This window comes from Geodermatophilus sp. CPCC 206100 (genome assembly GCF_048569675.1).
Classification (GTDB): Bacteria; Actinomycetota; Actinomycetes; order Mycobacteriales; family Geodermatophilaceae; genus Geodermatophilus.
Genome location: NZ_JAQISV010000007.1, coordinates 45,679 through 65,715, shown reverse-complemented (window position 1 = coordinate 65,715; position 20,037 = coordinate 45,679). Strand labels below are relative to the sequence as shown.

20 protein-coding genes and 1 pseudogene are annotated in these 20,037 nt (G+C 75.3%); 3 read left to right on the top strand and 18 right to left on the bottom strand.

Going from position 1 to position 20,037, the window contains the following annotated elements; all coding sequences use genetic code 11:
* Positions 1-11: 11 nt before the first annotated feature.
* The 3 genes from PGN05_RS03745 to pyrR form a co-directional block, all read right to left on the bottom strand.
* Positions 12-1,298, bottom strand: coding sequence for a dihydroorotase (locus PGN05_RS03745; RefSeq protein ID WP_419751180.1), 1,287 nt, complete (start codon positions 1,296-1,298; stop codon positions 12-14).
* On the bottom strand, positions 1,295-2,215 hold the full coding sequence (locus PGN05_RS03740) for an aspartate carbamoyltransferase catalytic subunit (protein ID WP_419751179.1): 921 nt from the start codon (positions 2,213-2,215) through the stop codon (positions 1,295-1,297). The genes PGN05_RS03745 and PGN05_RS03740 overlap by 4 nt, the downstream gene beginning before the upstream one ends.
* A 79-nt stretch (positions 2,216-2,294) precedes the next feature.
* On the bottom strand, positions 2,295-2,915 hold the full coding sequence (pyrR, locus tag PGN05_RS03735; RefSeq protein ID WP_419751178.1) for a bifunctional pyr operon transcriptional regulator/uracil phosphoribosyltransferase PyrR: 621 nt from the start codon (positions 2,913-2,915) through the stop codon (positions 2,295-2,297).
* A gap of 217 nt (positions 2,916-3,132) precedes the next feature.
* Between pyrR and PGN05_RS03730 the strand changes: the two genes are divergently transcribed.
* Positions 3,133-3,684, top strand: a complete 552-nt coding sequence (locus tag PGN05_RS03730) for a transcriptional regulator (protein ID WP_419751177.1) — start codon at positions 3,133-3,135, stop codon at positions 3,682-3,684.
* 425 nt (positions 3,685-4,109) lie between these two features.
* Here PGN05_RS03730 and nusB read toward each other — a convergent pair.
* From nusB to PGN05_RS03655, 15 genes and pseudogenes are all read right to left on the bottom strand, one after another.
* Positions 4,110-4,430 (bottom strand): annotated as a pseudogene (gene nusB, locus PGN05_RS03725) (transcription antitermination factor NusB); the annotation flags it as partial.
* 13 nt (positions 4,431-4,443) lie between these two features.
* On the bottom strand, positions 4,444-5,004 hold the full coding sequence (gene efp / locus PGN05_RS03720; protein WP_419751176.1) for an elongation factor P: 561 nt from the start codon (positions 5,002-5,004) through the stop codon (positions 4,444-4,446).
* On the bottom strand, positions 5,005-6,105 hold the full coding sequence (locus PGN05_RS03715) for a M24 family metallopeptidase (RefSeq protein ID WP_419751175.1): 1,101 nt from the start codon (positions 6,103-6,105) through the stop codon (positions 5,005-5,007).
* Entirely contained in the window at positions 6,102-6,536 is a 435-nt protein-coding gene (gene aroQ / locus PGN05_RS03710) for a type II 3-dehydroquinate dehydratase (RefSeq protein WP_419751174.1), read from the bottom strand. The genes PGN05_RS03715 and aroQ overlap by 4 nt, the downstream gene beginning before the upstream one ends.
* Positions 6,533-7,612: a 3-dehydroquinate synthase gene (aroB, locus tag PGN05_RS03705; protein ID WP_419751173.1), complete on the bottom strand. Its 1,080-nt coding sequence runs from the start codon at positions 7,610-7,612 to the stop codon at positions 6,533-6,535. Before aroB ends, aroQ begins: the two co-directional genes overlap by 4 nt.
* Positions 7,609-8,178: a shikimate kinase gene (locus tag PGN05_RS03700; protein WP_419751172.1), complete on the bottom strand. Its 570-nt coding sequence runs from the start codon at positions 8,176-8,178 to the stop codon at positions 7,609-7,611. The genes aroB and PGN05_RS03700 overlap by 4 nt, the downstream gene beginning before the upstream one ends.
* A complete protein-coding gene (gene aroC / locus PGN05_RS03695) occupies positions 8,175-9,353 on the bottom strand; it encodes a chorismate synthase (RefSeq protein WP_419751171.1) in 1,179 nt (392 codons plus the stop codon). Before aroC ends, PGN05_RS03700 begins: the two co-directional genes overlap by 4 nt.
* Before the next feature lie 82 nt (positions 9,354-9,435).
* The gene (locus PGN05_RS03690; protein WP_419751170.1) at positions 9,436-10,044 is read right to left on the bottom strand and encodes a prepilin peptidase; all 609 of its coding nucleotides are present in this window, start codon (positions 10,042-10,044) and stop codon (positions 9,436-9,438) included.
* 56 nt (positions 10,045-10,100) lie between these two features.
* The gene (locus PGN05_RS03685; RefSeq protein ID WP_419751169.1) at positions 10,101-10,931 is read right to left on the bottom strand and encodes a shikimate dehydrogenase; all 831 of its coding nucleotides are present in this window, start codon (positions 10,929-10,931) and stop codon (positions 10,101-10,103) included.
* Complete coding sequence (gene mltG, locus PGN05_RS03680) at positions 10,924-12,519, bottom strand: endolytic transglycosylase MltG (protein ID WP_419751168.1); 1,596 nt, start codon at positions 12,517-12,519, stop codon at positions 10,924-10,926. Before mltG ends, PGN05_RS03685 begins: the two co-directional genes overlap by 8 nt.
* Positions 12,516-13,184: a Holliday junction resolvase RuvX gene (gene ruvX / locus PGN05_RS03675; protein ID WP_419751167.1), complete on the bottom strand. Its 669-nt coding sequence runs from the start codon at positions 13,182-13,184 to the stop codon at positions 12,516-12,518. Before ruvX ends, mltG begins: the two co-directional genes overlap by 4 nt.
* Positions 13,185-13,189: 5 nt before the next feature.
* Complete coding sequence (gene alaS / locus PGN05_RS03670; RefSeq protein WP_419751166.1) at positions 13,190-15,871, bottom strand: alanine--tRNA ligase; 2,682 nt, start codon at positions 15,869-15,871, stop codon at positions 13,190-13,192.
* Between the two features lie 51 nt (positions 15,872-15,922).
* The gene (locus PGN05_RS03665) at positions 15,923-16,210 is read right to left on the bottom strand and encodes a hypothetical protein (RefSeq protein WP_419751165.1); all 288 of its coding nucleotides are present in this window, start codon (positions 16,208-16,210) and stop codon (positions 15,923-15,925) included.
* Positions 16,210-16,635, bottom strand: a complete 426-nt coding sequence (locus tag PGN05_RS03660; RefSeq protein ID WP_419751164.1) for a DUF948 domain-containing protein — start codon at positions 16,633-16,635, stop codon at positions 16,210-16,212. The genes PGN05_RS03665 and PGN05_RS03660 overlap by 1 nt, the downstream gene beginning before the upstream one ends.
* Positions 16,636-16,766: 131 nt before the next feature.
* Positions 16,767-18,098, bottom strand: coding sequence for a replication-associated recombination protein A (locus PGN05_RS03655; RefSeq protein ID WP_419751163.1), 1,332 nt, complete (start codon positions 18,096-18,098; stop codon positions 16,767-16,769).
* Positions 18,099-18,294: 196 nt separating this feature from the next.
* Here PGN05_RS03655 and PGN05_RS03650 point away from each other — a divergent pair, with 196 nt between their 5' ends.
* Together PGN05_RS03650 and PGN05_RS03645 are read left to right on the top strand one after the other, a co-directional pair.
* Positions 18,295-19,152: an aldo/keto reductase gene (locus tag PGN05_RS03650; RefSeq protein ID WP_419751162.1), complete on the top strand. Its 858-nt coding sequence runs from the start codon at positions 18,295-18,297 to the stop codon at positions 19,150-19,152.
* Positions 19,153-19,249: 97 nt separating this feature from the next.
* Positions 19,250-19,675: a hypothetical protein gene (locus tag PGN05_RS03645; RefSeq protein ID WP_419751161.1), complete on the top strand. Its 426-nt coding sequence runs from the start codon at positions 19,250-19,252 to the stop codon at positions 19,673-19,675.
* The last annotated feature ends 362 nt before the right edge of the window (positions 19,676-20,037 follow it).

The window sequence follows — 20,037 nt, the reverse complement described above, 5'->3', positions numbered from 1 at the left end:
CGGAGGGGCTGTCAACGAACCGCCTTGCCGTCGAGCACGGTCGGCGTCCCCCGCAGGAACGTCGCGACCACGCGGCCGGGGAGCTCCCGGCCGGCATAGGGGCTGTTGCGGCTGCGGCTGGCCAGCGCGGCGGGGTCGACGACCGACCGCGCGCCCGGGTCCAGCAGCAGCAGGTTGGCCGGCTCACCGGGAACCAGCGGACGGCCGTGACCGTCGAGCCGGCCGATGGCCGCCGGCCGGGCCGACATGCGGTCGGCGACGCCGCGCCAGTCGAGCAGCCCGGTCTCCACCATCGTCGCGACGACGACCGACAGCGCCTGCTCCAGCCCGAGCATCCCGGGCCGGGCGCTGGCCCACTCGGTCTCCTTGTCCTCCACCGCGTGCGGGGCGTGATCGGTGGCGACGGCGTCGATCGTGCCGTCGGCCAACCCCTGGCGGAGCGCCTCGATGTCGGCGTCGGTGCGCAGTGGCGGGTTGACCTTGAAGACCGGGTCGTAGCTCTCGGCGCACTCGTCGGTGAGCAGCAGGTGGTGCGGGGTGACCTCAGCGGTCACCTGCACGCCCCGCGACCTGGCCCAGCGGAGGATCTCCACCGACCCGGCGGTGGAGACGTGGCAGACGTGCAGCCGGGCGCCGACGTGCCCGGCCAGCAGCACGTCGCGGGCGATGATCGCCTCCTCGGCGGCGGCCGGCCAGCCGGTGAGGCCCAGCCGGGCCGAGCGGTCCCCCTCGTGCATCTGGGCGCCGGCGGTCAGCCGCGGCTCCTCGGCGTGCTGGGCCACGACGCCGTCCAGCGCCTTGACGTACTCCAGCGCGCGGCGCATGAGCGCGGGGTCGCTCACGCAGTGCCCGTCGTCGGAGAACACCCGCACCCGGGCGGCGGAGTCGGCCATGGCGCCGAGCTCGGCCAGCCGCTCGCCGGCCAGCCCGACGGTCACCGCGCCGACCGGGACGACGTCGACCAGCCCGGCGTCGCGGCCCAGCCGCCACACCTGCTCGACGACGCCCGCGGTGTCGGCGACCGGATCGGTGTTGGCCATCGCGTGCACCGCGGTGTAGCCGCCCAGCGCCGCCGCGCGGCTGCCGGTCTCGACCGTCTCGGCGTCCTCCCGGCCGGGCTCGCGCAGGTGCGTGTGCAGGTCGACCAGGCCGGGCAGCGCGACCAGCCCGGCGGCGTCCACCACCTCGGCGCCGGGGGCCGACAGCGACTCCCCGACGGCGGTGATCCGGCCGTCCTCGACCAGGATGTCGGCGGCCTCCTCGCCGTAGGGGCGGGCCCCCGTGATCAGGACGGTCATGAGGGGGCCCCTCCCAGGAGCAGGTAGAGCACGGCCATGCGGACGGAGACGCCGTTGCCGACCTGCTCGACGATCGTGGAGCGGACGGAGTCGGCCACCTCGGCGGCGATCTCCATCCCACGGTTCATCGGGCCCGGGTGCATGACGATCGCGTCGTCGGCGAGCGCGCCCACCCGGCGGGCGTCGAGGCCGTAGCGGCGGCTGTACTCGCGAGCACTGGGGAAGAACGAGGCGTTCATCCGCTCGGCCTGGACCCGCAGCATCATCACCACGTCGGCCTTGGGCAGGACGGCGTCCAGGTCGTAGGAGACCTCCGCCGGCCAGCTGCCCACGCCCACCGGCAGCAGGGTCGGCGGGGCGACGAGGGTGACCTCGGCGCCGAGCGTGGCCAGCAGCCGCACGTTGGAGCGGGCCACCCGGCTGTGCAGGACGTCGCCGACGATCGTCACCCGGACCCCCTCCAGGCGGCCCAGCCGGCGCCGGATCGTGTACGCGTCCAGCAGCGCCTGGGTGGGGTGCTCGTGGGTGCCGTCGCCGGCGTTGACCACACTGCCGCGCACCCAGTTGGCCAGCCGGTGCGGAGCCCCGGAGGCGCTGTGCCGGACGACGATCGCGTCGCTGCCCATGGCCTCCAGGGTCAGCGCGGTGTCCTTGAGGCTCTCGCCCTTGGAGACGCTGCTGCCCTTGGCGGAGAAGTTGATGACGTCGGCCGACAGGCGCTTGGCGGCCAGCTCGAAGGAGATGCGGGTGCGGGTGGAGTCCTCGTAGAAGAGGTTGACCACGGTGCGGCCGCGCAGCGTCGGCAGCTTCTTGACCTCGCGGCCGGCCAGCGCGGCGTCGATCTGCGCCGCGGTGTCCAGGACCAGCGTGGCGTCGGCCCGGTCCAGGTCCCCGGCCTCCAGCAGGTGGCGCTTCACGCTCTGCTCCTCGGTGCGACTCCGCGGTCGCTCCGCTCCTCGCTCGCAGAGCTCGCTGCGATGCTCACTCCCTGTCGCCTCACCGGCTCTCCCCCTCGGTGACGAGCACCTCGTCGGTGCCGTCGATCTCCTGCAGGTGGACCCGCACCTGCTGGCTGCGTGCGGTCGGCACGTTCTTGCCGACGTAGTCCGCCCGGATCGGCAGCTCGCGGTGGCCCCGGTCGACCAGCACGGCCAGCTGGACGGCGCGGGGCCGGCCGAGGTCGCGCAGGGCGTCGAGGGCGGCGCGCACCGAGCGGCCCGAGAAGAGGACGTCGTCGACGAGGACGACCAGCCGCCCCTCGATTCCGGCACCGGGCAGCACGGTGTCCTCCAGGGCCCGGACGCCGCGCATGCGCAGGTCGTCGCGGTAGAGCGTGATGTCGACGGTGCCGACGTCGACCCGCGTGCCGGTGAACGCCTCGATGCGGGCGGCCAGCCGGCGGGCCAGCGGAGCGCCGCGGGTGGGGATGCCGACCAGCACCAGGTCGGACAGGCCGCCGTCGGCCGGGGACGGGCTCGTGGTCGCGGCCCGTTCGATGAGCTGGTGGGCCATCCGGTCGACCACGCGGGCGACGTCGGCGGCGGAGAGGAGTGCGGAGGGGGACGGACCGGCGGGTGCCGGTGCGCCGCCCAGGGCAGGCTCGGACGATCTGGCCATCAGGCCTCCTTCCCCGCCTCACGGGACGGGTCGTTAAAGGAGTGGGGTGGACCGCGACCGACGGTACTGCACGATCGAGTGGCCCCTGCGCCGCCCCCGGGTGACGCGGATCGCGCCCCGTCACCCGGGAGGAGTGTCCTGGTGTCGCGCCCTCCGCTTCACCAGTACGCTCCGTGACGACAACTCGCCCACGACGACGGACAGTGAGCAGGAAGCGATGAGCACCGACTACTCACGGGCCCTCGGTGCCCGGCTGCGCGCCATCCGGAACCAGCAGGGACTCTCCCTCCAGGGTGTGGAGGACAAGTCACACGGCCGGTGGAAGGCCGTCGTCGTCGGCTCCTACGAGCGCGGCGACCGCGCGGTGACCGTGCAGCGGCTCTCCGAGCTCGCCGTCTTCTACGGCGTCCCGGTCTCCGAGCTGCTGCCCGATCCCCGGCCGAGCTCCGCGGTCACCTCGACCACGAAGATCGTGCTCAACCTCGAGTCGCTGGGCTCGCTGCCGGCCGACGAGGCCGGGCCGCTGGCCCGCTACGCCTCGACGATCCAGGCGCAGCGGCACGACTACAACGGCAAGGTCCTGTCCATCCGCGCCGAGGACCTCAAGTCGCTGGCGATCATCTACGACATGAGCCCCGACGAGCTGACCTCCCGGCTCATCGAGTGGGGCGTGCTCTCCCCCGGCATGGAGAGCGTCGTCGGCTTTGGTGGCGACGAGGACGAGGACGAGCTCAACCCCAACTGGGAGCGCCGCCGCTCGCCGCGCTGACGCCCGCTCTCGCAGGAGGCCCCCGACCGGTCGCCGGTCGGGGGCCTCCCGCGTTCGGGGGACCTCGGGGTCACGGAACTGCCAGCCGACGGCCACGGAAGTGTCAGCAGGGCTCCGTAGCGTCGGCCACGCCCGCTGATCGACCCCCTCTGGAGGAGCCCGTCATGACCCCGCCCGCGCTGGTCCCCGTTCCGCCGGACCGGGACGTCCTGCTCGCCGCCCGCCGTCGGGCCGCCCTGCGCCGGGTGCACCGCCAGGGCTCGGCCGCCCGGATGCAGGCGATGCTGCTGGCCGCCGGCACCGGGGCGGCCCGCCGGGCCTGGCGCCGGAGGCCCGGGCCGGCGGGGGGGGCCCCGGGCGGCGGGGACCGCGCCGAGGACGCCGTTGACGTAGCCCGGCGAGTCGTCGGTGGACAGGGCCTTGGCCAGCTCCACCGCCTCGTCGATCACCACGGGATCCGGGACGTCGTCAGCCCACAGCAGCTCGAAGACCGCCATGCGCAGGATTGCGCGGTCCACGTCGGGCAGCCGGTCCAGCGACCAGCCGGTGGCGTGCCGGTCGATCAGCTCGTCGATGCGGGCGCCGTGCTCGACGGCACCCTCGACGAGCTGGACGGTGTAGTCGTTGACCGGCGGGGAACCGCCGGACACCTCCTCCGCGAGCTGTTCGCGCGGATCGCGCGCGCGGAGGTCCGCGGCGTAGAGGACGTCGACCGCGCGCTTGCGCGCCTTGGACCGGGCAGCCATCGGGGCGCGGGGGTCAGTTGGCGCGGCCGAGGTACCGGCCGTCGCGGGTGTCGACCTTGAGCTTGTCGCCGGTGTTGACGAACAGCGGCACCTGGATCTGCGCGCCGGTCTCCAGGGTGGCCGGCTTGGTGCCGCCGGTGGAGCGGTCCCCCTGCAGGCCCGGGTCGGTGTGCTCGACGACGAGCTCCAGGGTCACCGGCAGCTCGACGTAGAGCGCGGTGCCCTCGTGCACGGCGACGACGGCCTCGGTGTTCTCCAGGAGGTAGTCCGCCCCGCCGCCGACGGTCTCGGCCGGCACGTGGATCTGGTCGTAGGTCTCGCCGTCCATGAAGACGAAGTCGGTGCCGTCCTTGTACAGGTACGTCATCGACCGCTTGTCGACCGTGGCGGTCTCCACCTTGGTGCCGGCGTTGAAGGTCTTGTCCACGACCTTGCCCGACAGCACGTTCTTCAGCGTGGTCCGGACGAAGGCGCCGCCCTTGCCCGGCTTGACGTGCTGGAACTCGGTGACGGTCCAGAGCTGGCCGTCGAGGTTGAGGACCATGCCGTTCTTGAGGTCGTTGGTGGTAGCCATCTACAGGACCAGGAGTTCCTTGCTCGTGAGGGTCAACAACTCGGGCTCGCCCTCCGTGACGATCAGCGTGTCCTCGATCCGGACTCCGCCGTGGCCGGGGAGGTACACCCCCGGCTCCACGGTGACGGCCATGCCGGCGGCCAGCGTACCCGCGCCCAGCTGCCCGATGCCCGGCGCCTCGTGGATCTCCAGGCCCACGCCGTGCCCGAGACCGTGGGAGAAGTGCTCGGCGTGACCGGCGGCCGCGATGACGTCCCGGGCCGCGGCGTCGACCGCGACGACGTCCGTGCCGACGGCGAGCGCGGCCCGCCCGGCCGCCTGCGCCTCGGCGACCAGCGCGTAGACCTCCTGCTGCCAGTCTGCCGCGTGCCCGAGGACCAGCGTCCGGGTCATGTCGGAGTGGTACCCGTCGACGGTCGCGCCGAAGTCGAGCTTCAGGAAGTCGCCCTCGGTGAGGACGGTGGAGTCGGGCCGGTGGTGCGGGATCGCGGAGTTGGCGCCGGTGGCCACGATCGTCTCGAACGACGGCGCCTCGGCGCCCACCGCCAGCATCCGGGCGTCCAGCTCGCGGCCGACCTGCAGCTCGGTGCGGCCGGGGCGCAGCGCCCCCTCCGCAGCGAGCTCGGCCAGCGCCGCGTCGGCCACCGCGCAGGCCCGGCGCAGGGCGTCGATCTCGTCGGCGTCCTTCACCGCGCGCAGCGACTCCACCGCGCACCGGACCGAGCCGAGCTCCGGCACGGGCCCGCCGGCCGCGGCGTCGGCGAGGACCGACTCCAGGGCGCGCAGTCCGTCGACGGTCACCACGTGGCTCTCGAACCCGATGCGGCCTGCGCCGCGGCGCACGGCCTCGCGGGCGAGCGCCGCTCCGGTGTTCCGCTCGACGAGCAGCTCGAGGTCGGGGACCTGGGTGCCGGCCTGCGTGGTGTAGCGCCCGTCGGTGCCGAAGACGTCGCCGCCGTCGGTGCGCAGCAGGAGGGCGCCGTTGGAGCCGGTGAAGCCGGTGAGGTACCGGACGTTGAGCAGGTCGGTCACCAGGACCGCGTCGAACCCGCGCTCGCCCGCCATCGCCCGCAGCGCCGCCCGGCGCTCCGCGTGCCTCACCGGTGGTCCCGGGCGGCCAGCCAGCGCAGGGCCAGCAGGTAGCCGTCCACGCCGAGCCCGGCGATCACGCCCTCGGCCACCCGGGACACGTAGGAGAAGTGCCGGAACTCCTCGCGCCGGTGGATGTTGGTGAGGTGCACCTCGAGCACCGGCGCGCGGGTCGCGGCCAGGGCGTCGTGCAGGACCACGGAGGTGTGCGACCAGCCGCCGGGGTTGATCACGATCGGGGAGCCGGCGTCGGTGGCCTCGTACACCCAGCGCAGCAGCTGGCCCTCGTCGTCGGTCTGCCGGACCTGCACCTGCAGGCCCAGCTGCGCGGCGGCGGACTCGACGAGCTCGACCAGCTCCGCGTACGTCGTCGTCCCGTACTTCTCGGGCTCGCGCAGGCCCAGCCGGCCGAGGTTCGCGCCGTTGAGCACCTGGATCGTCACGATCGTCCTCCACTGACCGCCGCCCACGCGGCGTCGAGCCAGGCCTGGTCCGGGTCGGCCAGGATCCGCGGGTTGCCCAGGCCGTCGAGGACGACGAACCGCAGCGAGGCGCCGCGGGCCTTCTTGTCCAGCCGCATCACCGCCTGCAGCCGCGCCCAGTCGCCGGCGTAGCGGGTGGGCAGTCCCAGGGCGCCGACGAGGTCGCGGTGCCGGTCCACCTCGGCGCGGGACAGCAGCCCCGCCTGCCCGGCCAGCTCGGCGGCGAAGACCAGGCCGACCGCGACCGCCTCGCCGTGCCGCCAGCCGAAGTCCTCCACCCGCTCGATGGCGTGACCGAGCGTGTGCCCGTAGTTGAGGAACTCCCGGCGTCCGGTGTCGAACAGGTCCTCGCCGACCGCGTCGGCCTTCACCTGCACCGCGCGCTCGATCAGCTCGACGGTGTCGCGGCGGCCGGTCGGGTCGGCCTCGAGCAGGTCGAGGATCGTGCCGTCGGCGATGAAGCCGCACTTGACCACCTCGGCCAGCCCGGCGCGGAACTCCGCCTCCGGCAGGCCGGCGAGGACGTCGGTGTCGGCCAGCACGGCGGCCGGCGGGTGGAAGGCGCCGACCAGGTTCTTGCCGGCGGCGGTGTTGATGCCGGTCTTGCCCCCGACGGCGGCGTCCACCATGCCCAGCAGGCTGGTCGGCAGCTGGACCACGCGCACGCCGCGCACCCAGGTGGCGGCGAGGAACCCGGCCAGGTCGGTGACCGCTCCCCCGCCCACGCCGACGACGGCGTCGGAGCGGGTCAGGCCCAGCCGGCCGAACTCGTCCCAGGCACGGGCCGCGACCTCGGCGGTCTTGGCGGCCTCGCCGTCGGGCACGACCACCGCCTCGGCGGCGACCCCGGCCGTCTGCAGCGTCTCGACCGCGGCGCCCGCGAGCGCGGCCAGCGGCGGCGCGTGGACGACCACGGCGCGGGGGGTGCCGTCGAGCACCAGGGCCAGCTCCAGCTGCGCGCCGGGCCCGATGACGACCTCGTAGGGCCGGTCGCCCTGGACGCGGACCCGCCTCGAGGTCGCGCGGTCCCCGCTCACCGGGCCGTCCTCGAGCGCAGGGCGGCGGCGACGTCGGCGATCACGTCGCCGGGCTCCCGCCCGCCGGTGGGGACGGTCAGCGTGGCCACCTCCTCGTAGAGCGGCGCCCGGGCCACCAGCAGCGCGCGCAGCGTCGCCCGCGGGTTCATGCCCAGCACCGGGCGGGTGCGGCCGAGCCCGACCCGCTCCGCCGCCGACGCGAGGTCGACGTCCAGCCAGACGACCGTGCCACCGGACCGGCCGTAGCCGACCAGCAGCTCGCGGGTGGCGGGGCTGAGCACGGCTCCGCCGCCGAGGGCCACGACGCCCCCGTGCGCGCCGAGCGCGCGGGCCACGGCCTGCTGCTCCAGCGACCGGAAGAACTCCTCACCGCGCTGGACGAACAGGTCGGCGACCGTCTGCCCGGTGACGTCCTCGATGTCGGCGTCGGTGTCGGTGAAGCCGACGCCCAGCAGCTCGGCGACGGCCGAGCCGACGGTCGTCTTGCCCGACGACGGCGGCCCGACGAGGACCAGGAGGGGACGGCGCACCGGCTCGGCGGGGGTCATCGGCTCGGCGGGGGTCATCGGATGGTCAGGGCGTCGAGGTAGCCCGCCACGTTGCGGCGGGTCTCGGCCAGCGAGTCGCCGCCGAACTTCTCCAGCGCCGCGTCGGCCAGCACCAGCGCGACCATCGCCTCCATGACCACCGCCCCGCGGGGCACGGCGCAGGCATCGCTGCGCTGGTTGATCGCGACGGCCGGCTCGCCCGTGGCGACGTCGACCGTGGCCAGCGCACGCGGCACGGTGGAGATCGGCTTCATCGCCGCCCGCACGCGAAGCACCTCCCCGTTGGTCATGCCGCCCTCGATGCCGCCGGCGCGGTCGGACAGCCGCTGCACCCGCCCGTCCGCGAGCACGATCTCGTCGTGGGCCACCGAGCCGCGGCGGCGGGCGGTCTCCAGCCCGTCGCCGACCTCCACGGCCTTGACCGACTGGACGCCCATGAGGGCGCCGGCCAGCCGGGAGTCCAGGCGGCGGTCCCAGTGCACGTGGCTGCCCAGGCCCGGCGGCAGGCCGTGGACGACGACCTCGATGACGCCGCCCAGCGTGTCGCCGGTCATCCGGGCGTCGTCGACCTCGGCCACCATGCGCGCGCTGGTCCCCGGGTCCGCGCAGCGCACCGGGTCCTCGTCGATGCGCGGGTTGTCCTCGGGGCCGGGGACGATGCCGTCGGGGACGACGACCGGTCCGATGCCGACCACGTGGCTGACCACCTCGGCGCCCAGGGCCTGTCGCAGGAAGGCCCGGGCGACGGCGCCCAGCGCGACCCGGGCCGCCGTCTCGCGCGCGCTGGCCCGTTCCAGCACCGGGCGGGCGTCGTCGAAGCCGTACTTCTGCATGCCGGCCAGGTCCGCGTGGCCGGGCCGCGGCCGGGTGAGCGGCGCGTTGCGGGCCTGGCCGGCGAGGACCTCGGCATCGACCGGGTCGGCGGACATGACCGTCGTCCACTTGGGCCACTCGGTGTTGCCGATCTGCACCGCGATCGGACCGCCCTGCGTGAGCCCGTGCCGGATGCCACCGGTCAGCGTCACCTCGTCCTGCTCGAAGGACATCCGGGCGCCGCGGCCGTGGCCGAGCCGCCGCCGGGCCAGGTCGGCGTCCAGGTCGGCGGTCTGCACGCGCACGCCGGCGGGCAGGCCCTCGAGGATGGCGGTGAGCTGCTGGCCGTGCGACTCACCGGCGGTCAGCCAGCGCAACATGCCCCGGAGTCTAGGAGGACCCCCCTCCCCTCCTTCCCCCGCGGGCTCGGGCGGGCCCCGGGGGGAGAGCCGTTCCCGCCGCTCACCACGTGCCGGCGAGCGCCAGGGCCAGGGCCGCGCCGACCAGCAGCGGCGGGCCGAACGGGACGGCGCTGCGCCACCCGGCCCGGCCGGTGGCCACCAGCGCGACGGACACCGCCGCCCCGGTGAGCAGGCCGAGGAACACCCCGGCGAGCAACGCGCCCCACCCCACCCAGCCCAGCACGAGGCCGAGCAGGCCCAGCAGCTTGACGTCGCCCAGGCCCAGGCCCCGCGGGGAGATCAGCGCGCCCAGCAGCGCCACCCCGGACGCGGCGGCCGCGGCGAGCACGGCCCGCAGCAGGTCCGGCCAGGTCCCGAGGACCGCGGCGTCGGCGACCAGCGCCGCGGTGACGACCGCGGCCGCCGGGAAGGTGACGCGGTCGGGCAGCCGGTGGACGGCGAGGTCCACGCCGCCCAGCACGATCGCGGCCCCGGCGGCCCAGGCCAGGCCGAGCGCGGCGGGGCGGACGCCGGCGAGGACGACGACACCCGTGAGCGCGGCGACCAGGAGCGCGCTGGTGAGCACCGCGCGCAGCGGGCCGGCCGCAGCCGCGTCGTCCCGCGTGGCCAGCCGCACGGTGACCCGGGCCAGCCAGGGTCCGACCACCACCGCGGCGACCGTGGCGGCCGCGGCGAGGACGACCGGGGAGAGACCGGCTCCCGCGGTCAGCGGGCGTCCAGCGCCGCGCGCATCTCCGCGATCGGCGCGGGCTGCCCGGTCATGAGCTCGACCTGCGCGGTGGCCTGCCAGAACAGCACGTCCAGGCCGCCGACCACCGTGCCGCCGGCCGCGGTGACCGCGGTCCCCACCGGCGTGGGCCAGGGGTCGTAGAGCACGTCGAGCACCGTCTGCCCGGCCCGCCACGGCAGCGCGGCGACGACGGGCTGGCCGCCGACCGGCACCGTGCTCACCACGACGGAGGCGTCGACGACCGCGGCCTCCAGGGACACCACCGCCGTCGGCACCGAGAGCGTGTCCAGCACGCGCAGCAGGTCCCCGGCGCGGGACGGCTCGCGGACGACCACGTCGACGTGCTCGGCGCCCAGGGAGGCCAGCGCGACCGCCGCGGCCGCCGCCGTCCCCCCGGCGCCGACGATCGCCACCCGGTCGACGGACTCGACGCCGGCCAGCTGCAGGGCCATGCCGATGCCGGCGACGTCGGTGTTCTCCGCCCGCCAGCCGGCCTCGGTGCGCACCAGCGTGTTGGCTGCGTGCAGCAGCCGCGGCAGCGGCTCGACCAGGTCGGCGACGTCCACCGCGGCCTGCTTGCAGGGCATGGTCACGGAGAAGCCGCGCCACTCCTCGCCCAGCCCGGCCAGCAGCACCGGCAGGTCCTCCGCCCCGATGTCGAGGGCGTCGTAGGTCCAGTCGGTCAGGCCGAGCGCGGCGTAGGCGGCCCGGTGCAGCAGCGGGGACAGCGAGTGACCCACCGGCCGGCCGAGGACGGCCGCGCGCCGGGTGGCGACGGCCGTCCCCGCGGCCGGCGCGTCAGCCACCGCAGCCGAGACCGGCGGCGGCGCACCGCTCCCGGGCCGCCATGAACTCCGCGTAGTCGCTGGTGAAGAAGTGCTTCCCGTCCTGGTTCTCCAGCACGTAGTACAGGAGGTCGCCGGTGGTGGGCGCCAGGGCCGCCTCGAGGCTGGCCTCGCCGGGCGAGCTGATCGGCGTGGGCGGCAGCCCGGCCCGCGTGCGGGTGTTGTACGGGCTGTCGGTCTGCAGGTCGGCCACCGTGAGGTCGTTGCCGTTCTTGCCCAGGCCGTAGGCGAGGGTGGCGTCGATGCCCAGTGCCGTCCCCTGGCTGAGCCGGTTGTAGACCACCTGCGCCACGTCGGGCCGCTCGGCGTCCAGCCGCGTCTCCGACTGCACCATCGAGGCGATGGTGACCACGTCGTGGACCGACCGGCCCGCGGCCGCGGCCCGCTCCTCCAGCTGGATCGTCGCGGCGGTCTCGGTGAACCGGCCGACCATCGCCCGCAGCATGTCGACCGGGGCGTCGTCGGGCTGGAAGTCGTAGGTCGCCGGGAACAGGTAGCCCTCGAGCTGGCCGTTGGCGTAGGCCGGCAGGCCGAGCGCGGCCGGGTCGGCGGTCGCCGCCTGCAGCTCCTCGATCGGCTTCTGGGTGCCCTCCGACAGCCGCTGCAGGATCTGCGCGACGGTGAAGCCCTCGGGGATGGTCACCCGGGAGAACAGCCGGGTGGCCGGGTCCAGGAGCAGGTCGAGCGCGGCCTGGCCGCTCATCTGCGACCGCATCGCGTACACGCCGGGCTGGATCCCGCGGGCGGCGGGCTCGGTCTCCGCGGCCTCCACGAACGGCCCGACGGAGGCGATGACGCCGCCGTCGACGAGGCTGCGGGCGATGTCGCTGAGGGTGTCGCCGACGGAGATGCGGATCTCGACGCTGCCCGACCCCTGGCCGGCGAAGTCCTGGCTCGGCGGGTTGACCAGGTCGATGATCGCCTTGCCGCCGAAGACGATGCCCGCGATCAGCCCGGCGAGGACGACGAGGGAGAGGACGACGGCCAGCGGGCTGCGCCGGCGGGGGGCCCGCCCGGAGCCGCCGCCGTCGTCGTGCCCGCGGCGCGACCGGCGGGAGTCGTCGGCGCCCGAGGCACCGATGACCTCCAGGCCGCCGGTGGACTCGTGCTCGTCGTCCCAGCCGTGCGGGTCCCCGGGGTGGTGCCCGGCGGGATCGTCGTCCGGCTCACCGCCGAACAGGCCCGGCGCGTCGGCGAAGGACTGTGCCACGGTGGCGTCGTCGTCGGGGTGGACGTCGGTTCTGCGCTGCATGCGCGACCAGGCGCCCGGCGGCCGCGGGGGGAGGTCCGGCAGGGGCGCCGACGGGTGCGTCGACCCCTCCTGGCCGCCGGCGGTCCAGCGCGGCGGAACGGGGCGGGCGCCCTCGCCGGGGAGGGGGCCGGTGCTGCCGTCGTCCGCCGGGCCGCCACCGTGACGGGCGGCCGGAACGGCCCGGCGCTGCCGCAGGCCCTCGGCGCCGTACAGCCCGCCCGCACCCGGGGCACCGGCCCCGGGGGCGTCGGGCGAGGCGTGCCGACCCCGCCGCACGGACGGGGTCGGGTCGGTCACGACCGCTCCCGCTGGGCGTCCAGGTAGGCCTGGAGTATGACGACGGCGGCCGCCTGGTCGATCACCGAACGCTGCTGGCGGCTGTCGAGACCGTTCGCCCGGAGGGAACTGGCTGCGGTCACGGTGGAGAGCCTTTCGTCGACGAGGTGCACGGGCACGGTGCCGATCCGCCCGGCGAGTGCCCGAGAGTAGGCACGCGCCTCCTTCGCTGACGCACCCGACGCACCCGAGAGGTGCCTCGGCTCCCCCACGATCACCTCTGTCACCTCGTGTTCCACCACGAGGTCGGCGATCCGGTCCAGATCGGACTCGTCACGGGCCCGCCGCACCGTCTCCAGCGGGGTGGCCAGCAGGCCGGTGGGGTCGGAGATCGCCACCCCGACCCGCACCGAGCCGACGTCGATCCCGAGCCGCCGGCCCTGCCGCGGGCGGCGCGGCGGGATCGGCAGCCCGCCCGGCAGGCCGCCGGACAGGTCGATCTGGGAGGTCTCGTGCCGCACCGGGGGGAAGCCGGCCGACAGGTCGATCTCGGTCGTCTCGTGCTGCACCGGCCGCGGCGGCTGGGCGGACGGGGCGGGCCGCGGGCGGGCCGGGGGCGGCACCGCCGGGCGGCGCACCCGGCGCTCCCCCACCGGTCCGGTCTCGTCGGGGCGCTGGTCGGGCACTCCGCTCACCTCCCTGCGGCGGTCGCGACCGCCTGTTCGCCGGCCTGGAGGGCCGCGGGGATGCCGGCGGGGTCCGTGCCGCCGCCCTGGGCCACGTCGTTCTTGCCGCCACCCTTGCCGCCCACCTGCGGGGCGGAGACCCGGACCAGGTCACCAGCGGAGAGCCCCCGCTGCACGGCGGCCGGGTTGAGGGCCGCCACGAGAGCCACCTTGCCCCCGGACTCCGACGCGAGCAAGACGACCCCCGGGCGGTCGGCGGGCAGCCGGCCGCGGACGTCGAGGGCCAGCGTGCGCAGGTCCCCGCCGCCCAGGCCCCCGGGCGAGCCGGTCACCACGGCGACCCCGCCGACGTCCCGGGCGCCGGCGGCCAGTTCCCCGGCCGCGGCCACGGTCTGCTGGGCGCGCAGCTCGGCCAGCTCCTTGTCGACGTCGCGCAGCCGGGCCAGCATGCCGCTGACCCGCTCGACCAGCCCGTCGGTCGGGGCCTTGACCAGGTCGGCGAGCTGGCGGACCAGGTCGCGCTCGCGGGCCAGGTAGCGGAAGCCGTCCAGGCCGACGACCGCCTCGACGCGGCGGGAGCCCGAGCCGACGGAGGACTCCCCGGTCAGCGCCAGCGTGCCGATCTGCGCGCTGCCGCGCACGTGCGTGCCACCGCAGAGCTCCCGCGACCACGGGCCGCCGATCTCCACGACGCGCACCTGCTCGCTGTAGGTCTCGCCGAACAGCGCCAGCGCGCCGATCGCCTGGGCCTCGGGCAGCGTCATGTAGCTGGCGGTCACCCGGTGGTCGGCGCGGACGGCGGCGTTGGCGACGTCCTCGATGTCGTGCCGCTGCTGCGGGGTGAGCGCGCCCTGCCAGGCGAAGTCCAGCCGCAGGTAGCCGGGCCGGTTGTAGGAGCCCGACTGCAGCGCCTGCTGGCCGAGCACCTGGCGCAGCGCGGCGTGCACGACGTGCGTGCCCGAGTGCGCCTGGCACGCCGACAGCCGCCACTCGCGGTCCACCTCCGCGACCAGCTCAGCGCCCTCGCGCAGCTCGCCGTCGAGGACCCGCACCTGGTGGGCGACCAGGCCCTTGACCGGCCGCTGGACGTCGAGGACCTCCGCGCGGCCGCCGTCCCACGTGAGGACGCCGGCGTCGGCCACCTGGCCGCCGGACTCCGCGTAGAACGGCGTCCGGTCGAGGACCACGCGGGTGATCTCGCCCGGGCCGGCGGGGGCGCCGGCCCCCTCCTCGGCGAGGTCGCTGACCACGCCGAGCACGCGCGACTCGGTGCGCAGCGTGTCGTAGGCCCGCCAGTCGGTCGGGCCGTGGTCGGCCAGCAGCCGGCGGTAGGCCAGGACGTCGACCGAGCCGGTCTTCTTGGCGCGGGCGTCGGCGCGGGCGCGGTCGCGCTGCTGCTGCATGAGGGCCCGGAAGCCGTCCTCGTCGACGGTGACGCCCTGCTCGGCGGCCATCTCGAGGGTGACGTCGATCGGGAAGCCGTAGGTGTCGTGCAGGGAGAACGCCTGCTCCCCCGACAGCTGCGGGGCGCCCGCCCGCTTGGCCGTGGCGACGGCGGTGTCGAACAGCGTCGTGCCCGCGCTGAGGGTGCGCCGGAACGCCTCCTCCTCGGCGTAGGCCACGCTGGAGATGCGCGCGAAGTCGGTCTCCAGCTCCGGGTAGCTGGCCTTCATCGCGTCGCGCGACACCGGCAGCAGCTCGGGCAGGGTGGCCTCGTCGACGCCGAGCAGCTTCATCGAGCGCACCGCGCGGCGCAGCAGCCGGCGCAGGATGTACCCGCGGCCCTCGTTGCCGGGCGTGACGCCGTCCCCGATCAGCATGAGACTGCTGCGGACGTGGTCGGCGACCACGCGCAACCGGACGTCGGCGTCGTGATCGCGTCCGTAGCCGACGCCGGCGAGGTCGGCCGCCCGGCGCAGCACCGGGGACACCTCGTCGATCTCGTAGAGGTTGTTCACGCCCTGCAGCAGGTAGGCGACCCGCTCCAGGCCCATGCCGGTGTCGATGTTCTTCTTCGGCAGGTCGCCGACGATGCGGAACTCCTCCTTGCTCCGCACGTCGGCCAGCTCGTACTGCATGAAGACGAGGTTCCAGATCTCCAGGAACCGGTCCTCGTCGACCACCGGCCCGCCGTCCGGCCCGTGCTCGGGACCGCGGTCGTAGTAGATCTCGCTGCACGGGCCACCCGGGCCGGGCTGGCCGGTGTGCCAGTAGTTGTCCTTGAGCCCGCGCCGCTGGATCCGCTCGTCGGGCAGCCCGGCGATGCGCCGCCACGCGTCGGCGGCCTCGTCGTCGTCGAGGTAGACGGTGACCCAGATCCGCTCGGGATCGAAGCCGAGCCCCCCGGCGTCCACGGACCCGGTGATCAGGTCCCAGGCGTGCTGGATCGCGCCGTCCTTGAAGTAGTCGCCGAACGAGAAGTTGCCGTTCATCTGGAAGAACGTGCCGTGGCGGGTGGTCTTGCCCACCTCCTCGATGTCGAGGGTGCGCACGCACTTCTGCACGCTGGTCGCCCGCGGGTAGGGCGCCGGCTCCCGGCCGGTCAGGTACGGGATGAACGGCACCATGCCCGCGACGGTGAACAGCAGCGACGGGTCGGGCGAGACCAGCGAGGCGCTGGGCACGACGGTGTGGCCGCGGGAGGCGAAGTGCTCCAGGAAGCGGCGGCGGATCTCGGCGGTCTGCATCGTCCTACTCGGGGATCGGGGGGCGGGCGGCGTCGCCCGCGAGGACGGAGGTCAGCGGTCGGCGGCGTGCGCGCCCCGCCGGGAGGGGAGCTGCGCCTGCCCGGGCTCGGGCAGCGGCGCGTCCAGCCCGGTGCCGGCGCGCAGCTCCTCCTCGCGCGCGGCCGCGGCCGCCCGGACGTCGGCACCGAAGTCGCCGATCGCGTCGGCGAGGTCCCGCAGGCCCTCGACGAGGGCGCCGGCGATGCCCTGCGGGGTCAGCTTCTCGGCGGCGCGGGACAGCTTGCGGACGAGGAGCGCGCCGATGGTGACGCCCATCCCGAGCCAGAACAGCCGGCGCATCAGGCGGCCCGCCGGGCGGCCCGGCGCTCGCGGCGCGCGACCCGGTCACGGGCGGCGGCGTCGGCGATGGCCTGGCCCTCGCGCTTCTTGCGGGCCGCGCTGCGCACCCCGTAGCTGAACGCGGCCACCTTGATCAGGGGGCTGCCCAGGGTCGCGGCGACGACGCTGCTGAGCGCCGCCACGTTGCTGGAGACGTTGGCCGCGTTGCCGGTGATGTCGTCGACCCGCTCGAGGTTGCTGTTGACGTGGGCGACCGTCGTCGAGGCCTGACTGAGGATCGGCGCGCTCTGCTCGCGAGCCTGCCGGATGGTCAGCGTCGCCTCGTCGAGGGTGCGCCCCAGCTTGAGGATCGGGACGGCGAGCAGCACCACCAGCAGCACCAGCGCCAGCGCGGCGATCAATCCGGCCCACTCTCCTGCGGACACGCGGGGTCTCCTGTTCCTCGGCGACGGCTCGTCGTCCGGAGTCGTGCCCGCGCGGTCGCTCCCGGCGGACCTCGGCCCGGCGTGGTCACAGTAGTCGCGGCCCGGGACGCCCGTCCGTGCCCCGCCGGGGGTCAGCGGCCGCGCCGGAGGATCGCCCGCAGCTTGACCAGCCGGGCGCCGATCGCGCCCTCCGCACCGCGGCTGGTGGGGCGGTAGTAGTCCTTGCCGACCAGCGCGTCGGGCGGGTACTGCTGCGGCACGATCCCGTCCGGCGCGTCGTGCGGGTACCGGTAGGTGGCGCCGTGCCCCAGCTTCTTCGCGCCGGCGTAGTGCGCGTCGCGCAGCCCCGGCGGGACCGGCCCGGCCAGGCCGGCGCGCACGTCCGCGACGGACTCGCCGATGGCCACGGTGAGCGCGTTGGACTTCGGCGCGGTGGCCAGGTGGGCGACGGCCTGGGCCAGCGCGAAGTGGCCCTCCGGCATGCCGATGAACGCGACGGCGTCGGCGGCGGCGACCGCGGTGAGCAGCGCCGTGGGGTCGGCCATCCCGATGTCCTCGCTGGCGGAGATCACCAGGCGGCGGGCGATGAAGCGGGGGTCCTCCCCGGCCTCCACCATGCGGGCCAGGTAGTGCATGGCGGCGTCCACGTCGCTGCCGCGGATGGACTTGATCAGCGCGCTGGCGACGTCGTAGTGCTGGTCGCCCTGCCGGTCGTAGCGGACCGCCGCCTGCGCCACCGCCGTCTCCAGGGTGGCCAGGTCGAGGACCTCGGTGCCGGCCGCCCTCGCCGCGCCCGCACCGGACTCCAGCGCGGTGAGCGCCTTGCGGGCGTCGCCGCCGGCCACCCGCAGCAGGTGCTCCTCGGCCTCCTCGGTGAGGGTGACCGCGCCGTCGAGCCCGCGGTCGCTGGTCAGGGCCCGGCGCAGCACGGCGCGGACGTCGTCGTCGGACAGCGGCTGCAGGGCCAGCACGAGGCTGCGGGACAGCAGCGGGCTGACCACCGAGAAGAACGGGTTCTCGGTGGTGGCCGCGATGAGGCTGACGATGCGGTCCTCGACCGCGGACAGCAGCGAGTCCTGCTGGGTCTTGGAGAAGCGGTGCACCTCGTCGATGAACAGGACGGTGCGCCGGCCGGCGTAGGTCAGCTCCCGCTTGGCGCCGGCGATGACCGCCCGGACCTCCTTCACCCCGGCGTCCAGCGCCGACAGCTGGACGAACTGCCGCTTGGTGGCCAGGGAGATGACGTGCGCGAGCGTCGTCTTGCCGGTGCCGGGCGGGCCGTAGAGGACCAGCGACATCGGCTCGTCGCCCTCGACCAGCCGGCGCAGCGGGGCCCGCGGACCGAGCAGGTGCTGCTGGCCGACGACCTCGTCCAGCGCGCGCGGCCGCATCCGGACGGCCAGCGGGGCGCCGGGGTCGACACGCGGGGCGTCGTCCACCGGTTCGTCGAACAGCGAACTCACGGTGTCCTCGGTTCGCTCCCGCGGGGCGCTCCGCTCCTCGGTCGCTCTGTCACTGCTCGCCTCCGCGGTCGCTCCGCTCCTCGCTCGCTGGCGCTCGTTGCGATGCTCACTCCCTGTCGGCTCGGACGCTCCCTGTCGGGCTTCCGCCCCTGTCCGCTCACGCGTGAGGACGCTACCCGCGGGGCACGACACCCCCGTGCAGCAACGACGCATCGGAGACGTCCCCGTCAGCGCCATCGGGCTCGGGGCCATGCCCCTGTCCACCAAGGAGCGGCGGCCGTCGCACGACGACGCCGTCGCCACGATCCACGCCGCCCTGGACGCCGGCGTGACGCTGGTCGACACCGCCGACGCCTACTCGCGCGACGAGGCCGAGTTCGGCCACAACGAGTCGCTGGTGGCCGACGCGCTGGCCTCCTACGGATCGGGCGCGGCCGACGTGCTCGTCGCGACGAAGGGCGGGCACACCCGGCGGGGCACCGACTGGGAGCTCGACGGGACGCCGGGGTACCTGCGGCGGGCCTGCGAGGCGTCGCTGCGCCGGCTCGGCGGCGACGCGATCGGGCTCTACCAGTTCCACCGCCCCGATCCCGACACCCCGTGGGAGGAGTCCATGGGGGCGCTGCGGTCCCTGGCCGACGACGGGCTGGTGCGGATGGTCGGCATCTCCAACGCCGACGTCGCCCAGATCGACGTCGCCCGCTCGATCGTCGGCCCGGCGCTGGTGAGCGTGCAGAACCAGTTCTCGCCGGGCTGGCGGTTCTCCGCCGACGAGGTGGCGCACTGCGCGGGGCACGGGCTGGCGTTCCTCCCGTGGAGCCCGTTCGGCGGGGTGTCTGCGGCCGGGTCGCTGGAGGCCACCGCGCCGGCCTTCGCGGAGGTCGCCGAGGAGCTCGGGGTGTCGGTGTACCAGGTGACGCTGGCCTGGCACCTGGCCCAGGCCGACGTCGTCGTCCCGATCCCGGGCGCCACGCGGGCGGCGTCCATCGTCGACTCCGCGGCCGCCGCGGACCTGCAGCTCACCCCCGAGCAGCTCGCCCGCCTCGACGCCTGAGCGCCGTCTCCCGGCACCGATGAGGTCGGGGGCGCCGGTCGGTCTGAGGGATGTGGCCTCGCGACCGCGCCGGGCCCCGTCAGCGCAGGAGGCCACCATGACGACCGACACCGCGACCGACCCCCGGACCGCCGCGCTGCGCTCCCTCGACCGCCTCGTCGGCACCTGGTCCGTCTCGGGCCCCGACGACCTGAGCGGCGAGGTCCGCTACGAGTGGATGGAGGGCGGCGCCTTCCTCGTGCAGCACGTCGACCTGCACTCGGCCGGCGAGCACACCCGCGGCGTGGAGTACATCGGCTTCGACGAGCCCAGCGGCGAGCTGCGGTCCCACTTCTTCGGCACCGGTGGGGAGATCCTCGAGTACACCTACCGGCTGGAGGGCGACCTGCTCACCATCTGGTTCGGCGGAACGGACTCCCCGGCCCGCTTCGAGGGGCGGTTCAGCGCCGACGGCGCGAGCAACTCCGGCGCGTGGGAGTGGCCCGGCGGCGGCTACGCGTCCACGATGACCCGGGCCTCCTGAGCCCCGGACTCCTGCCCCCTCGATTGCTGGCCCCTCCGCCGTCGCCGGGGCGCCCCGAGCCGCGCACCCGGGCACCACCGTCCGGCGGATGACGCCCCTCCCGACGTGGACCTCGGCCGCCGCGCGCGCCGCCGGCATCTCCCGGGCCACCCTGCGGAGAACCCGCTTCTTCCGGCTGTCCCACGACCTGTACGTGCACCTCGACGACGCCGTCGACGCGGCCGAGCGCCTGGCCCTGCTGGCGACCACACTGCCGCCGGACGCGGCGTTCAGCCATGCCACGGCAGCGGCCGTCCTCGGCGCCCCGGTCGACGCGCCGGCGCTCCCGCACGTCGTGCTCACCCCCAGGCGGGTGCTCCCGC

Excerpts from the sequence above, each read along its gene's own strand:
- PGN05_RS03745 (WP_419751180.1), bottom strand. The coding sequence starts at position 1,298 with ATGACCGTCCTGATCACGGGGGCCCGCCCCTACGGCGAGGAGGCCGCC.
- pyrR (WP_419751178.1), bottom strand. The coding sequence starts at position 2,915 with ATGGCCAGATCGTCCGAGCCTGCCCTGGGCGGCGCACCGGCACCCGCC.
- PGN05_RS03730 (WP_419751177.1), top strand. The coding sequence starts at position 3,133 with ATGAGCACCGACTACTCACGGGCCCTCGGTGCCCGGCTGCGCGCCATC.
- efp (WP_419751176.1), bottom strand. The coding sequence starts at position 5,004 with ATGGCTACCACCAACGACCTCAAGAACGGCATGGTCCTCAACCTCGAC.
- PGN05_RS03700 (WP_419751172.1), bottom strand. The coding sequence starts at position 8,178 with ATGACCCCCGCCGAGCCGATGACCCCCGCCGAGCCGGTGCGCCGTCCC.
- aroC (WP_419751171.1), bottom strand. The coding sequence starts at position 9,353 with ATGTTGCGCTGGCTGACCGCCGGTGAGTCGCACGGCCAGCAGCTCACC.
- alaS (WP_419751166.1), bottom strand. The coding sequence starts at position 15,871 with ATGCAGACCGCCGAGATCCGCCGCCGCTTCCTGGAGCACTTCGCCTCC.
- PGN05_RS03665 (WP_419751165.1), bottom strand. The coding sequence starts at position 16,210 with ATGCGCCGGCTGTTCTGGCTCGGGATGGGCGTCACCATCGGCGCGCTC.
- PGN05_RS03645 (WP_419751161.1), top strand. The coding sequence starts at position 19,250 with ATGACGACCGACACCGCGACCGACCCCCGGACCGCCGCGCTGCGCTCC.